Below are 14,942 nucleotides of genomic sequence, written 5' to 3'. Positions count from 1 at the left end.
TTTATGCAAGAGGAGCCGGTCATTATGGAAACACCTGCAGTTAGTCTGTTAGTCGCTGTATATAACACAGAAACATATATCAGAACGTGTCTCGAATCACTGCGGAACCAGACTGTGGACAACATTGAAATCATCATCGTCAATGACGGTTCAGCAGATGCCAGCCCGGATATCGCGGAGGAATACGCCAAAAACGATCACAGATTCAGGGTGATTCATCAGGAGAACCAGGGTCTCGGCGCTGTTCGGAATAAAGGCATCGAGGCGGCACGCGGCGAGTTTATCGCGTTTATAGATTCAGACGATTGGATCGAACCTGATTATTGCGAGCGAATGCTCCAGGAAGCAGACGATAAAACGGATCTGGTCATTTGCAATTACGCCGCGGAGTTTGAGGACACTGGAAAAACCATGATCTCTGACATTGCGGAAACTTATCAGGAGCAGCCGAAGGAGCACTATATCAAGGCGGTATTTGAAGGAAAGGTCAGAGGGTTTTCATGGAACAAACTATATAGAAGAAGCATGGTTGAAGCACATCGGCTGTCGTTTCCGCTCCGCGGCGAGCTGGAGCATGTGGAGGATCAGTTTTTCAGTTTCCGGGCTCATTTTTTCGCCCGCTCGGTATCCTATGTGACAGCGCCACTGTATCATTACCGAATTCACCTTTCCTCCATTGTGCAAAGCTATCAGAAAAAACTGTTTGAATCAGGGCTTGCGCTATATGAGGCAAATGCGGCGTTTTTACAGGAGAACAACAAACTGGAGGAGTACCAAAAGGAGCTTGATACTTTTATGGTGCTTCACAGCAGCATCTGTATGCTGAACGAATGGAAAACAAACGGCAGCCGCAGGCTGCTCGAAAAGCTTAGAAATGTCGGCGTGATTTGCGCGGACCCAGTGTTTCGGGAGAGCCTCTCAAAAACGGGTACTGCGCCTTTTGACGCCAAACGATCATGCCTGCTTCTGATGGCGAAATACAGAATGATTCCGTTCGTCGCTATGGCCTCGGCCGTGTATCAGCGGGCGATCGAGTACAAAATGAGAAACAGAGGGTGAGGACATGTCGTTACAATCGTTGAAAATCAATCTTGCAGAATGGCTGCTGCTTAAGGTCAAATACCCGTCCCAATATTGGCTGGGTGCGGGCGGTCAGCCAGTAAAGGCTGCAGCACATCAGAAAAAAATCATACTGACCCTGCTGCCGTCCCATGACAATTTGGGAGATCACGCGATTGCTTATGCCAGCAAGGCATTTCTTGAGCAGGAATACCCCGATTTTGACATCGTCGAGGTCGATATGAAGGACATTTACAAATCAGCAAAAGCACTGCTCCGTTCGCGCCATCCGGAGGATATGGTCTTTATCATCGGCGGAGGAAACATGGGTGATTTATACCGTTATGAGGAGTGGACACGCCGATTCATCATTAAAACTTTTCACGACTATCGAGTTGTCCAGCTGCCGGCAACGGCACATTTTTCTGACACGAAAAAAGGGCGCAAAGAGCTGAAACGGGCGCAGAAAATTTATAACGCGCACCCCGGCCTATTGCTGATGGCCCGGGATGAAACAACGTATCAGTTTATGAAACAGCATTTTCAAGAAAAAACGATTTTGAAGCAGCCGGACATGGTGCTGTATTTAGATAGAAGCAAGACCCCCGCAGAGCGCGAAGGGGTTTATATGTGTTTGCGCGAGGATCAGGAAAGCGTGCTTCAGGAGGATGAGAGAAACCGGGTAAAGGCCGCGCTTTTTGAAGAGTTCGGCGACATCAAAGCCTTTACGACAACGATCGGGCGCCGGGTCAGCCGCGACTCCCGGGAGCAGGAGCTTGAAGCGCTGTGGTCTAAGCTGCAAAGCGCAGAAGCCGTTGTCACTGACAGGCTTCATGGCATGATTTTTTGTGCGCTGACAGGAACGCCGTGTGTTGTCATCCGCTCCTTTGACCACAAGGTGATGGAAGGCTATCAATGGATCAAAGACATCCCATCCATGAAGCTGATTGAACATCCAGACCCGGAGCGTGTGACAGCCGCAGTAAAAGAGCTGTTAACAAAAGAGACATCCCCTGCCGGCTTTCCGAGAGACGTGTATTTTAAAGGACTGCGGGACAAAATCAGCGGTGAAGCGCAATGACCCCGCTCGTCAGCATCATTGTCCCGATGTATAACGTTGAACCATTTATAGAAGAGTGCATTGACTCTCTGCTTCGTCAAACGCTTTCTGATATTGAAATCATTCTCGTGAATGACGGAACACCGGATCGTTCAGGCGAGATTGCAGAGGACTATGCAAAACGGGATACGAGAATCCGGGTCATTCATCAGGAAAACGGCGGGCTGAGCTCAGCACGAAATGCGGGAATAAAGGCCGCGCGGGGCACTTACATCGGCTTTGTTGACGGAGACGATTATGTATCTTCCGCCATGTTCCAGAGGCTGATTGAAGAAGCAGAGCAAAATCGGCTCGACATCGCTGGGTGCGGTTTTTATAAGCAGTCAGCGGACAGGCGGGTGTATGTGCCGCCGCAGCTTGACATAAACCGCGTACTCACAAAACCGGAAATGGCTGAACGGCTTAAACATGCTCACGAAACGAGATTTATCTGGTATGTATGGCGTTATGTTTATCGCCGTGAGCTTTTGGAAAGGGCCAATCTGATGTTCGATGAAGACATCCGTTTTGCTGAAGACTCTCCCTTCAATTTGTCCGCTTTTTGCGAAGCGGAGCGGGTGAAAATGTTGGATGAAGGCTTGTACATCTATCGGGAAAATCCAAACAGCCTGACAGAAATTCCTTATAAGCCGGCAATGGATGAACATATTCAAAAGCAATATCAGGCGAAAATCGCATTCTATAATCATTACGGTTTAGCAGGTGCATGCAAAGAAGATTTGAATGTGTACATTTGCAAGCACCAGCTTCCGATGCTTCTCGCAAACGCCTGTGCTTCTCCAAAATCGCCGAAAGACATTAAAAAGCAGATCAAACACATTTTATCCTATGACATGGTGCGGCAGGCTGTCAGACATACACCGGTTCAGCATGAGAAATTATTAAGAGGCGAGCGTTTGGTATTAGGACTGTGCAAATTACGGCTCATATTTCTCATCAAGCTGTTTTTTGAGCAGCGGGGAACGATGAAAGGCAGTGCAAAGCAGGCATGAAATTCACGATAAACTTCAGCGCAAATCTCACGGCTTTTCTTTTGTCCGTTTTCCTGTCGGTCTGGATGACGCCTTTTATTGTCAAAACGCTTGGTGTGGAAGCGTTCGGCTTTGTTCATTTGACACAAAATGTGATTAATTACTTTTCGATTATCACCGTGGCGCTCAGTTCGGTTGTCGTGCGGTTCTTTTCTGTTGCCGCCCACAGGGGAGAGCGTGATAAAGCAAATGCGTATATCAGCAATTATTTAGCGGCGTCTGTTCTGATTTCATTGCTTCTTTTGCTGCCTCTAGCGGGTTCGGCTTTCTTTATTGACCGCGTCATGAACGTGCCGCCAGCGCTTTTGGCTGATGTGCGTCTGTCAATTTTGATCGGCAGTCTGCTGTTCATTTTAACGTTTCTGATGGCGGGTTTCGGCGCTGCACCATTTTATGCCAACCGCCTTTACATCACCAGTTCAATTCAGGCAGTGCAAATGCTTATACGCGTGCTGTCTGTGCTGCTCTTGTTTGCATGTTTTGCGCCGAAAATCTGGCAGATCCAGCTTGCCGCTTTAACTGGCGCTGTCATCGCGTCTGTGCTGTCTTTCTATTTCTTCAAAAAACTGATTCCATGGTTTTCGTTTCGGATCAAGGATCTTTCATTCCGCATAAGCAGGGAGCTGTTTCAGGCGGGCGCATGGAGCTCCGTCAATCAAATCGGCGTCCTGCTTTTTTTGCAGATTGATCTATTAACTGCCAATTTGGTGCTGGGGGCGTCTGCAGCCGGGAATTACGCGGCGATTATCCAGTTTCCGCTGCTGCTGCGCAGCTTGGCTGGAACGGTCGCATCCCTGTTTGCGCCTCTTATTACTTCGTATTATTCAAAAGGCGATATGGACGGATTGGTGAATTACGCCAACAAGGCAGTGAGGCTGAACGGTCTTCTGCTTGCGCTCCCTGCTGCCTTATTGGGCGGATTGGCGGAGCCTTTTCTGACGATCTGGCTTGGGCCATCCTTTTCGTCTATAGCACCGCTTTTATATATTCATGCCGGATACTTGGTGGTCAGCCTCGCCTTTATGCCGCTGTTTTATATATGGACCGCCTTTAATAAACAAAAAACACCGGCGATCGTTACCCTGCTGTTAGGCGCGGTGAATGTGGTGCTGGCTGTCACGCTGAGCGGGCCGGCTCATCTCGGTCTGTACGGCATTACATTAGCCGGGGCGGTTTCCCTTATTTTGAAAAATGCCATTTTTACGCCGCTTTACGTATCCCGTATTACCGGCTACAAAAAGCACGTGTTCTTTAAAGGCATTATTGGGCCTCTTTCAGCGGCTGTATTTGCCTGGGCGGTCTGTGAGGCAATCCGGTTCGCTGTGAAGATTGACGGCTGGACATCACTGATAGCGGCGGGAATGACAGTCAGCTGCTGCTACGCGGTTTTCGCTTTTATGCTCGTTTGTACGAAAGAGGAAAGACAGCAGGTACTAAAACGGTTTCAAAAAACGAAAGGAGCTGTGAATCTTTGATCCTGAAACGACTTTTTGATCTGACGGCCGCCATTTTTTTATTGTGCTGTACGAGTGTCATCATTCTATTCACTATAGCCGTTGTCAGGCTGAAAATAGGGTCACCTGTCTTCTTTAAGCAAGTAAGGCCGGGCCTGCACGGCAAGCCGTTCACCCTTTATAAATTCCGAACGATGACGGATGAACGGGACAGTGAAGGAAATCTGCTGCCTGATGAAGTCCGGCTGACGAAAACGGGCAGGCTGATCAGAAAGCTGAGCATCGATGAGCTTCCGCAGCTGCTGAATGTCTTAAAAGGCGATCTCAGCCTTGTCGGCCCGCGTCCGCTTTTGATGGACTATCTGCCCCTTTATACAGAAAAGCAGGCACGGCGCCATGAGGTGAAGCCGGGTATCACAGGATGGGCGCAAATCAACGGCAGAAACGCGATCTCCTGGGAAAAGAAATTTGAATTAGATGTTTGGTACGTTGACAACCGATCATTTTTTCTCGATATGAAAATTTTATGTTTGACTGTGCGAAAAGTACTTGTTTCAGAAGGGATTCAGCAAACCAATCACGTGACCGCGGAACGGTTTACAGGAAGCGGAGATGTGTCCTCATGAGAAAAGTGGCCATTGTGGGTGACGGCGGGCACGGAAAGGTGATAAGAGAGCTGATAAACGCTCGGTCAGACACGCGCTTAGCCGCGGTGCTTGATGATAAATTCCGAACATTTGAAGCCGGAAAAGAGTGCTACACAGGCCCGCCAGAAGCCGTTGCTGAATTGCGCAGGCTCATTCCCGATGTGTTGTTTCTAATCGCCATCGGAAACAACAGTGTCAGAAAACAGCTGGCGGAGCGACTGGGACTGAAGAAAGAAGATTTCATTACATTGATTCACCCGTCAGCCATCGTCAGCAAGTCGGCTGTCATCGGGGAAGGGACCGTGATTATGGCGGGCGCAATCATTCAGGCGGATGCGCGTATCGGCGCCCACTGCATCATCAATACGGGCGCGGTGGCAGAGCACGACAATCAAATCAGCGATTACGTTCACCTTTCTCCGCGTGTCACACTGTCAGGAGCGGTCGCCGTTCAGGAAGGTGCTCACGTCGGAACCGGCGCGGCCGTCATACCGCAGCTCACAATCGGGTCTTGGAGCATTGTTGGCGCCGGCTCCGCGGTGATCCGTTCCATACCGGACAGGGTAACGGCTGCCGGTGCCCCGGCGCGCATTATTTCTTACATTCAAACATAAAACAAAGGATGATTATATGCATAAAAGAATCTACTTATCTCCCCCTCACATGAGTGGCAGAGAGCAGCACTATATTTCAGAAGCCTTTCGCTCAAATTGGATTGCGCCACTTGGGCCACTCGTGAATTCATTTGAAGAACAACTGGCTGAACGCATCGGCGTAAGAGGGGCGGCTGCGGTCAGCTCAGGAACGGCGGCTATTCATCTGGCACTGCGTTTGCTTGAGATAAAAGAAGGAGATAGCGTGTTTTGCCAGTCCTTTACATTTGTGGCAACCGCCAACCCGATTTTGTATGAAAAAGCGGTGCCCGTCTTTATTGATTCTGAGCCTGAGACGTGGAATATGTCGCCGAGAGCCCTTGAAAGAGCGCTTGAGGATGCGAAAAGAAACGGAACTCTGCCCAAAGCGGTTATTGCCGTCAATCTATATGGACAGAGCGCGAAAATGGATGACATCGTAAGCCTGTGTGATGCATACGGAGTTCCTGTCATTGAGGACGCAGCCGAATCTCTCGGCACAGTTTATAAAGGGAAGCAAAGCGGGACATTCGGGCGCTTCGGCATTTTTTCATTTAACGGAAACAAAATCATCACCACATCAGGCGGCGGGATGCTCGTTTCAGACGATGAAGCTGCCATTGAAAAAGCGCGATTTCTCGCTTCGCAGGCACGAGAACCGGCTGTTCATTATCAGCACAGCGAAATCGGGCACAATTACAGACTGAGCAATATTCTCGCCGGCGTGGGCATTGCCCAGCTTGAGGTGCTGGATGAGCGGGTGGAGAAAAGAAGGGCCATTTTCACAAGATACAAAAACGCGCTCGGTCATATAAAAGGTGTCCGCTTTATGCCGGAGCATGCAGCAGGTGTATCCAATCGCTGGCTGACCACGCTCACACTTGAAAACGGGCTGAGCCCATATGACGCGGTTCAACGCCTTGCGGAAGAAAACATTGAAGCACGGCCGCTTTGGAAGCCGCTCCATACCCAACCGCTGTTTGAGCCGTCTTTATTTTATTCTCATGAAGATACAGGAAGCATATGCGAAGATCTTTTCAAGCGAGGGATCTGTCTCCCATCAGGGTCAAATCTGACGGAAGAAGAGCAAGACCGGGTCATTGATGTGCTATCACACTTATTCCAAACTGGCGAGGTGAAGAAATGGACAGCAAGCATTCGATGATTAGCCTGAAACAGAAATTGTCAGAGCTGCTCGACGTCATTCCAAAACAATCCGAGATCATATATGCCGACTATCCTCTATACGGAAATGTAGGGGATTTATTTATTATGAAGGGAACAGAAGCCTTCTTTAAAGAACATAGGATCCGGGTCAGAAAACGCTGGAATCCCGATAATTTTCCATTTGGGCGAAAGCTGGATCCGAATCTCATCATCGTCTGCCAGGGAGGCGGCAACTTCGGGGATTTGTATCCGTATTATCAAGGCTTTAGAGAGAAAATCGTCCAAACCTATCCGAACCACAAAATCGTGATCCTGCCGCAATCGATTTATTTCCAAAACGAAGACAATCTCAAACGGACGGCGGAGATATTTTCAAAGCATGCGAATCTCCATATCATCACAAGGGAAAAGGCCTCCTACGCAACGGCTCAGGCTTATTTTACAAGCAATCAGATTAAGCTTCTGCCCGATATGGCCCATCAACTGTTTCCCGTCACTCCGACGCAGCAGCCGTTCAACCAAAAGCTGAGATTTATCAGAACAGATCATGAAGCAAACAAGGAGCTTCAGGAACATGCAAAAGCGGAAAGCTTCGATTGGCGCACGGTGCTGTCAGCTTCAGACCGCCGGACGATCGCTTTTCTGCAAACGCTGAACGTCCTGAATAAAAAAGCGGGCAATCCTTTGCCCATCGCGTATATATGGGAAAAATACTCGGATTATATCGTCAAAAAAGCGATTCGGTTTTTCAGCCGTTACGAATCGGTAGAAACGTCAAGGCTGCACGGCCACATCCTGTCCTCTCTTCTTCAAAAAGAAAACACGGTCATTGATAATTCCTACGGGAAAAACGCCAATTACTATCATACCTGGATGGAAGGAGTGCCAAGCACCCGAATCCAGAACGCCTCAAAGAAGGAAAACCTTCCTGCTCAGATATGAGCAGGAAGGTTTATTTTGATTCTCCCCGTTTGACTTTGTTGTATGCTTCATCTAAATGCTGAATCCGTTTCAAGACAACTGCGTTTTTCGTCAGCTGGTCCTGCACAAGCGTCGAGACGACGGAACGGTAGTAGCTGTTCATCGCGTGGATTTTATCCTCAGACTGATTCATTTCAATATGCTGTTTTAAATTCTCAATAAAATAAGGGACGGAAAAAAGTTCAGACATTTCTTTGGCAGCTCCTTTTTCATAAATGTATACGGTGTGATCTCAATCATGTACAATGAAGAAAGGGGAGTGAGCAAGATGGATATGAAACTTCAGCAAGTACAAGTATTAAAGCCTCAACTGACACAGGAGCTCAGGCAGGCCATCACGCTGCTAGGCTATCATTCGGCAGAACTCGCCGAATACATTGATGAGCTCTCACTGGAAAACCCTCTTATTGAACGAAAGGAAACGGACACACCGCCACTATCTTACCATAAAACAAATAAAAACAGGATGAATGCACAGGAAGCAGGCCTTCAATTAAGTGATCCGCAAAAAACACTGCAGGATGTGTTAAAACAGCAGTCACTCGATATGAATCTGACAAACTCCGAAAAAAAGATTTTCAATTATCTGATTCATTCGCTTGATTCGAACGGGTACTTGGAAGAAGATATAGAGGAGGCAGCACGGCAACTATCTGTTTCGACCGAGGAAGCGGAAGCGGTTTTGGCAAAACTCCAGTCGTTAGAGCCGGCTGGAATTGGCGCTAGATCTCTGCAGGAATGCATTCTTCTCCAATTACAGCGGCTGCCGAACAGAAATGAACAAGCGGAAATGCTTGTTTCAGCTCATTTTAATGCTTTTGCGCAAAAGAAATGGAAAGCGCTTTCAAAAGAGACTGGAATTCCGCTTCATACCATTCAAGATATCTCTGATGACATCGCAGCTCTCCATCCAAGACCGGGCCTTCTGTTTGCCCGGCCAGAGCAAGATGTGTATATCGAGCCTGACATTTTTATCACCGTGAAAAACGGGTACATCGCAGCAGAGCTGAATACCCGCTCGTTTCCAGAGATAGACCTACATCCGCAGTATAGAACACTTTTATCGTCCGGCTCCTGTCAGGATACCGCTTCATATTTATCTGCGAAATACCAGGAATGGCGCTGGCTGAGCCGCGCGCTGCGACAGCGAAAACAGACGATCACGAGAATTGTCAATGAGCTGATCACTCGCCAAAAGGATTTCTTTCTGAAAGGGCGAAGCGCAATGAAGCCGCTGACGCTTAGGGAGGTAGCAGACTGCCTGAGCCTCCATGAATCAACTGTAAGCCGGGCAATCAAAGGGAAAACGATACAAACGCCGTACGGACTGTTTGAGATGAAACTCTTTTTCTCAGCAAAGGCTGAGGCTTCGGGAGATGGAGATGCGTCAAACTATGCAGTCAAAACCCATCTAGAAAATCTGGTCAATCAAGAGGACAAAACAAAACCGCTCTCAGACCAAAAGCTTGCCGACTTGCTGTACGAACGGCACGGCATCCAAATCTCCAGACGCACGGTCGCAAAATACCGCGATCAAATGAACATTCCGTCATCGGCAGCGAGAAAACGGTATAAATAAAATCCTCCCATGTTGGGAGGATTTTTTTAAGGAATCATCCAGCTGAACACATGATGCTGCAAAAAGGTGATAATACAAACGAGCAGCAGCAAAAACAGGCTGTGCTTAACGGTAAAGCGGAAAAGATCCGACTCTTTCCCGGCGAGTCCTACCGCGGCGCACGCCACCGCAATCGACTGCGGCGAAATCATTTTTCCTGTGACACCGCCTGAAGAGTTGGCGGCGACAGAGAGAACAGGGTCCATGCCGACCGATAACGCGGTGACTTTCTGCAGGTTGCCGAACAGCAGGTTGGCAGACGTATCCGAGCCGGTAATGAAGACGCCGAGCCAGCCGAGAACAGGCGAAAAGAAGGTAAACATCGAACCTGTCAGCGCGAGTGTCATTCCGAGTGTCGTACTCATTCCAGAGGAGTTGGTGACATAGGCAAAACCAACGACAGAAGCGATGGTCAAAATCGGAAACTTCAACTCTTGGATCGTTTCTATAAAAACAGCTCCCCAGTCTTTCCACGAAATGGCCGTGATGAATTTTGACAATACAGCGGCAATCAATATCGCGGTGCCGGCCGAACCAAGCACCTCTAACTTGTAAACTGCTTCAATCGGCGTACCGTTGGCATTGACAATTTGATTGTTCAACAAAGGCACACCAGGAGCAAAAGTCAGTTTTTCGCCAACTGCGTTCAGCCACTTCAAGAAAACAGCAGTGCCTTCATAATGTCCGGTCAGCGCGGCTTTGACAGTTGGAATGCCCCATACAGAAATCATCACCGTCAGCAGCAGAAATGGCGACCAGGCTTTGAAAATTTGTCCGCCGCTGTACGCAGGCGCTGCTGGATTCGTTTTCGCCGTTTCAATCGCGGCGGCAGATTCCTGTTCATTGGCAAACCGGAATGTTGTTTTCGGCTTCCACCATTTCAAAAACACAGCAAGCGCAGCCATCGAAACAAGCGCTGACAAAACATCCGGCAGCTCAGGCCCTAAGAAATTGGAACTGAGATATTGAACAACAGCAAAGGAAACACCGGAAACGAGAATCGCTGGCCAGACCTCAAAGGCTTTCCTGAACCCGCTCATGATGATGATTAAATAGAGAGGAATAAATACGGATAAAAACGGCAGCTGCCGCCCGACCATTTGCGAAATCTCCATCGCCGGAATCCCAGTCGGCCCTTCTACAGCTGTAATCGGAATCCCAATCGCGCCAAAGGCGACCGGCGCCGTATTGGCGATCAAACAGATTCCCGCCGCATAAAGAGGGTTAAAGCCGAGGCCGACCAGCAGCGCGGCAGAAATGGCGACCGGCGCTCCGAAGCCGGCAGCTCCTTCTAAAAAAGCCCCGAATGAGAAAGCGATCAGGAGCGCCTGAAGCCGGCGGTCATCCGTAATCGAGAGAACAGAACTGCGAATAATATCAAATTGTCCCGTTTTCACAGTGATTTTATACAAAAAAACTGACGTCACAATGATCCAGCCGATCGGCAAAATCCCGTATACGGCTCCTTGTGTCGCGGACATCAGCGCTTTTTCTGCCGGCATCCGATAAACCAATACAGCAATGATAAGTGCGATTCCCAATGTGGACAAGCCCGCTGTATACCCCTTCATCCGTTTGATCGCGAGCGCCCAAAAAAAGAAAATAATCGGTACAAGTGCGGCAAGCGCTGATAAAAGCAAGTTTCCCCCTATAGGCGTATATGCCTGTGTCCATTGCATCCCAAACCCCTCCTTGAAACATGAACTGGCGTTACGTGTAAGCGGTTTCTAAAGATGATATGATCATCTGATGACTGGGTAATAAGACCAGTTACCTAGCATTATATTTTGAAAAAAATCAAAGTACAAGACTTTTTGACAAAATTGTCAAAATCTTTTGGCGGCCCCCAAAACAGAGTATAATAGATCGTAAACAGCCAGACCTACAAGTTACGGGGTGAATTGCATTGAAATACAAACAGATTAAAACAAAGAAAATATATGAAGAAGTGGCGGATGCACTATTAGATATGATCAAAAACGGCGAATTGAAGCCAGGAGATAAATTAGACTCCGTTCACGCGCTTTCCGAAAGCTTTCAAGTCAGCCGCTCAGCAGTTCGCGAAGCACTTTCCGCGCTAAAAGCGATGGGACTTGTCGAAATGAAACAGGGAGAAGGCACATACCTGAAGGAATTTGAGCTCAATCAAATTTCTCAGCCGCTCTCAGCCGCCCTTCTCATGAAAAAAGAGGACGTCAAGCAGCTGCTTGAGGTCAGAAAACTGCTTGAAATCGGTGTAGCGTCATTAGCTGCTGAAAAAAGAACAGAAGCTGATCTCGAAAGAATTCATGCTGCATTAAAGGAAATGGGCAACATTGAAACGGACGGGGAGCTGGGCGAGAAAGCAGACTTCGCATTTCATCTCGCGTTAGCTGACGCTTCCCAAAATGACCTTCTTAAACACTTGATGAACCATGTGTCATCATTGCTGCTGGAAACGATGAGAGAAACACGGAAAATCTGGCTGTTTTCCAAGAAGACCTCAGTTCAGCGGCTGTATGAGGAGCATGAACGGATTTACAAGGCCGTGGCATCACAGGATGGAGCGCAGGCAGAAGCCGCCATGCTGGCGCATTTAACGAATGTGGAAGATGTTCTTTCGGGATATTTCGAGGAAAATGTGCAATAACCAACTCATTTCCCGGGCAATTCCGCAAGCGCCGCATGATACGAACAACCGAGACTGAGCCGCAAATGGTTCAGTCTTTTTACATGATGCAGCAAGAGCTTTGTGCACTTGACATTTCCGAAAAAGAAAGTAAAATATTTTACTAAAATGAACAGCGAGCTGAGTAATGGAGGCAGATGCAATGGCGACAATTAAGGATATCGCGCAGGAAGCGGGATTTTCAATTTCAACCGTTTCCCGCGTTTTAAATAACGATGAAAGCCTTTCTGTTCCTGATGAGACACGGGAGAAAATATATGAAGCGGCTGAAAAGCTCAATTACCGCAAGAAAACAGTGAGGCCGCTAGTGAAACATATTGCGTTTTTATATTGGCTGACCGATAAAGAAGAATTAGAAGATGTCTATTTTAAAACGATGAGATTAGAAGTAGAGAAATTGGCGAAAACCTTCAATATCGATATGACCACTTATAAAATATCGGATGGCATCGAAAGAATCCCTGAACACACGGAAGGGTTTATAGCTGTCGGGACATTTTCTGATGATGAGCTGGCTTTCCTCAGAAATCTCACTGAAAACGGCGTCTTTATCGATTCAACTCCTGATCCCGATCATTTTGACTCGGTAAGGCCTGATTTAGCTCAAATGACAAGGAAGACGGTAAACATCCTGAGTGAGAAAGGGCATAAGAGCATCGGTTTTATCGGCGGCACATACAAAAACCCGAACACCAATCAGGATGAAATGGACATCCGTGAACAAACTTTCAGATCCTATATGAGGGAAAAAGGCATGCTGGATGAGCGTTATATTTTCTGTCATCGCGGGTTTTCTGTAGAAAACGGTTACCGGCTGATGGCAGCTGCGATCGACACATTAGGCGATCAGCTTCCGACTGCTTTCTTGATCGCAGCCGATCCGATTGCAGTAGGCTGTCTGCAAGCCCTGAACGAAAAAGGAATTCCCATACCGAACAGGGTAAGCGTAGTAAGCATCAATAACATCAGCTTTTCAAAGTATGTCTCACCCCCTCTGACGACGTTTCATATTGATATACATGAATTATGTAAAAATGCTGTTGAAATGCTGCTTGAACAAGTGCAGGACAAGAGAAGAACGGTAAAAACATTATATGTGGGCGCGGAATTAATCGTCAGAAAGAGTATGAATTGAAGAATGGCTTAGGAGACTAAGTCATTTTTTATTTAGGTAAAAAAATTTACTAATAAGAGTAAATAGTTTGTTTACACATTTTCTCAGCCGTGCTATATTATTTTTAAAGCGCTTTCATTCAGAACGAAAGGGTGACAATCAATGAAAATGGCAAAAAAGTATTCCGCACTTATGATCTGCGTGGCTGTCAGTTTATCCTTGGCGGCTTGCGGCCCAAAGGAAAGCAGCAGCGCCAAATCAAGTTCAAAAGGGGCGGAGCTTGTCGTGTGGGAGGATAAGGAAAAGAGCATCGGCATTACAGACGCCGTGGCTGCGTTTGAAAAAGAGCATGATGTGAAGGTCAAAGTTGTTGAAAAACCATATGCCAAGCAGATTGAAGATTTGCGGATGGACGGACCGGCCGGCACGGGTCCTGACGTGTTAACAATGCCAGGTGACCAAATCGGAACAGCTGTCACAGAAGGATTACTCAAGGAATTACATGTCGAAAAGAACGTTCAATCGCTTTATACTGACGCTTCCATTCAGTCTCAAATGGTAGATCAAAAGCTCTATGGACTGCCTAAAGCGGTCGAAACGACAGTGCTTTTTTACAACAAAGATCTCATTTCAGAAAAGGAATTGCCGCAAACGCTGGAAGAGTGGTACGACTATTCCAAAAAGACTGCTGATGGCAGCAAATTTGGCTTTTTAGCCCTGTTCGATCAAATTTATTATGCGGAAAGTGTGATGAGCGGGTACGGCGGATACATTTTTGGAAAGGACAAAGACGGCAGCTATAACCCGTCAGATATCGGGATCAATAATGAAGGCGCTGTCAAAGGTGCGGCACTGATTCAGAAGTTTTACAAAGATGGCTTATTCCCGGCCGGCATTATTGGAGAACAAGGGATTAATGTGTTGGAATCGCTGTTCACAGAAGGAAAAGCCGCCGCGATTATCTCAGGTCCGTGGAATGTAGAAGCCTTTTCGAAAGCAGGAATCAATTATGGCATAACGAAACTGCCGGAGCTGGAAAATGGCAAAAACATGAGTGCCTTTATCGGTGTCAAAAGCTACAACGTCAGTGCATTTTCAAAGAATGCGGAGCTGGCGCAAGAATTGGCTGTTTTCCTGGCAAACGAAAAAAATTCTAAAACACGATATGAACAAACGAAAGAAGTCCCAGCTGTGAAATCCTTAGCCGATGACCCAGCTATTATGAAAAGCGAGGCGGCACGGGCTGTTACTGAACAATCCCGCTTCTCAGAGCTGACGCCAAATATTCCGGAAATGAATGAAATATGGACGCCGGCTGATTCGGCATTGCAGACGGTTGCAACAGGAAAAGCGGATCCGAAACAAGCATTGGATCAAGCTGCTGAAACGGCCAAAGGACAAATCAAGGCAAAACACAGCGGAAAATAAAGAGAAAGCTAGATTTGTATGGT

General features: G+C 47.6%; 14 protein-coding genes. 12 read left to right on the top strand and 2 right to left on the bottom strand.

The window, feature by feature from the left end; translation table 11 throughout:
- Nucleotides 1-24 precede the first annotated feature (24 nt).
- Genes Q5C82_RS00255 through Q5C82_RS00220 form a run of 8 tightly spaced genes read left to right on the top strand, consistent with a single transcriptional unit; the run spans nt 25 to nt 8,052 of the window.
- Nucleotides 25-1,059, top strand: coding sequence for a glycosyltransferase family 2 protein (locus Q5C82_RS00255; protein WP_003219890.1), 1,035 nt, complete (start codon nt 25-27; stop codon nt 1,057-1,059).
- Between the two features lie 4 nt (nt 1,060-1,063).
- Nucleotides 1,064-2,140: a polysaccharide pyruvyl transferase family protein gene (locus tag Q5C82_RS00250; RefSeq protein ID WP_003219892.1), complete on the top strand. Its 1,077-nt coding sequence runs from the start codon at nt 1,064-1,066 to the stop codon at nt 2,138-2,140.
- Nucleotides 2,137-3,171, top strand: coding sequence for a glycosyltransferase (locus tag Q5C82_RS00245; RefSeq protein WP_003219894.1), 1,035 nt, complete (start codon nt 2,137-2,139; stop codon nt 3,169-3,171). Before Q5C82_RS00250 ends, Q5C82_RS00245 begins: the two co-directional genes overlap by 4 nt.
- Nucleotides 3,168-4,685 carry an MATE family efflux transporter gene (locus Q5C82_RS00240; protein ID WP_003219896.1) on the top strand — a complete coding sequence of 506 codons (1,518 nt, stop codon included), beginning with the start codon at nt 3,168-3,170 and terminating at the stop codon, nt 4,683-4,685. Before Q5C82_RS00245 ends, Q5C82_RS00240 begins: the two co-directional genes overlap by 4 nt.
- Nucleotides 4,682-5,290, top strand: a complete 609-nt coding sequence (locus Q5C82_RS00235; RefSeq protein WP_003219897.1) for a sugar transferase — start codon at nt 4,682-4,684, stop codon at nt 5,288-5,290. Before Q5C82_RS00240 ends, Q5C82_RS00235 begins: the two co-directional genes overlap by 4 nt.
- The gene (locus tag Q5C82_RS00230; protein WP_003219900.1) at nt 5,287-5,925 is read left to right on the top strand and encodes an acetyltransferase; all 639 of its coding nucleotides are present in this window, start codon (nt 5,287-5,289) and stop codon (nt 5,923-5,925) included. The genes Q5C82_RS00235 and Q5C82_RS00230 overlap by 4 nt, the downstream gene beginning before the upstream one ends.
- Nucleotides 5,926-5,941: 16 nt before the next feature.
- On the top strand, nt 5,942-7,108 hold the full coding sequence (locus Q5C82_RS00225) for a DegT/DnrJ/EryC1/StrS aminotransferase family protein (RefSeq protein ID WP_003219902.1): 1,167 nt from the start codon (nt 5,942-5,944) through the stop codon (nt 7,106-7,108).
- Complete coding sequence (locus Q5C82_RS00220; RefSeq protein ID WP_003219904.1) at nt 7,087-8,052, top strand: polysaccharide pyruvyl transferase family protein; 966 nt, start codon at nt 7,087-7,089, stop codon at nt 8,050-8,052. Before Q5C82_RS00225 ends, Q5C82_RS00220 begins: the two co-directional genes overlap by 22 nt.
- Nucleotides 8,053-8,062: 10 nt before the next feature.
- Here the strand turns inward: Q5C82_RS00220 and yvfG are convergent, their stop codons facing one another.
- Entirely contained in the window at nt 8,063-8,281 is a 219-nt protein-coding gene (yvfG, locus tag Q5C82_RS00215) for a protein YvfG (RefSeq protein ID WP_003219905.1), read from the bottom strand.
- A gap of 78 nt (nt 8,282-8,359) precedes the next feature.
- On the opposite strand from yvfG, the gene rpoN reads away from it, so the two are divergent.
- Complete coding sequence (rpoN, locus tag Q5C82_RS00210; RefSeq protein ID WP_003219906.1) at nt 8,360-9,670, top strand: RNA polymerase factor sigma-54; 1,311 nt, start codon at nt 8,360-8,362, stop codon at nt 9,668-9,670.
- A 26-nt stretch (nt 9,671-9,696) separates the two neighbouring features.
- On the opposite strand, the gene lutP is transcribed toward rpoN, so the two are convergent.
- Nucleotides 9,697-11,388 (bottom strand): L-lactate permease LutP, encoded by a 1,692-nt coding sequence (lutP, locus tag Q5C82_RS00205; protein WP_003219907.1) that lies wholly within the window; start codon nt 11,386-11,388, stop codon nt 9,697-9,699.
- A 227-nt stretch (nt 11,389-11,615) separates the two neighbouring features.
- Between lutP and lutR the strand changes: the two genes are divergently transcribed.
- From lutR to ganS, 3 genes are all read left to right on the top strand, one after another.
- Complete coding sequence (gene lutR, locus Q5C82_RS00200; RefSeq protein ID WP_003219908.1) at nt 11,616-12,338, top strand: L-lactate utilization/bacilysin biosynthesis transcriptional regulator LutR; 723 nt, start codon at nt 11,616-11,618, stop codon at nt 12,336-12,338.
- Nucleotides 12,339-12,519: 181 nt separating this feature from the next.
- Nucleotides 12,520-13,512 (top strand): galactan degradation operon transcriptional regulator GanR, encoded by a 993-nt coding sequence (gene ganR / locus Q5C82_RS00195; RefSeq protein ID WP_003219909.1) that lies wholly within the window; start codon nt 12,520-12,522, stop codon nt 13,510-13,512.
- 141 nt (nt 13,513-13,653) lie between these two features.
- The gene (gene ganS, locus Q5C82_RS00190; RefSeq protein WP_003219910.1) at nt 13,654-14,919 is read left to right on the top strand and encodes an arabinogalactan oligomer ABC transporter substrate-binding protein GanS; all 1,266 of its coding nucleotides are present in this window, start codon (nt 13,654-13,656) and stop codon (nt 14,917-14,919) included.
- The last annotated feature ends 23 nt before the right edge of the window (nt 14,920-14,942 follow it).

Source organism: uncultured Bacillus sp., assembly GCF_958411575.1.
Taxonomy (GTDB): Bacteria; Bacillota; Bacilli; order Bacillales; family Bacillaceae; genus Bacillus; species Bacillus spizizenii.
The sequence above is the reverse complement of the archived record's forward strand: the minus strand, read 5'-3'. Positions and strand labels throughout refer to the sequence as shown.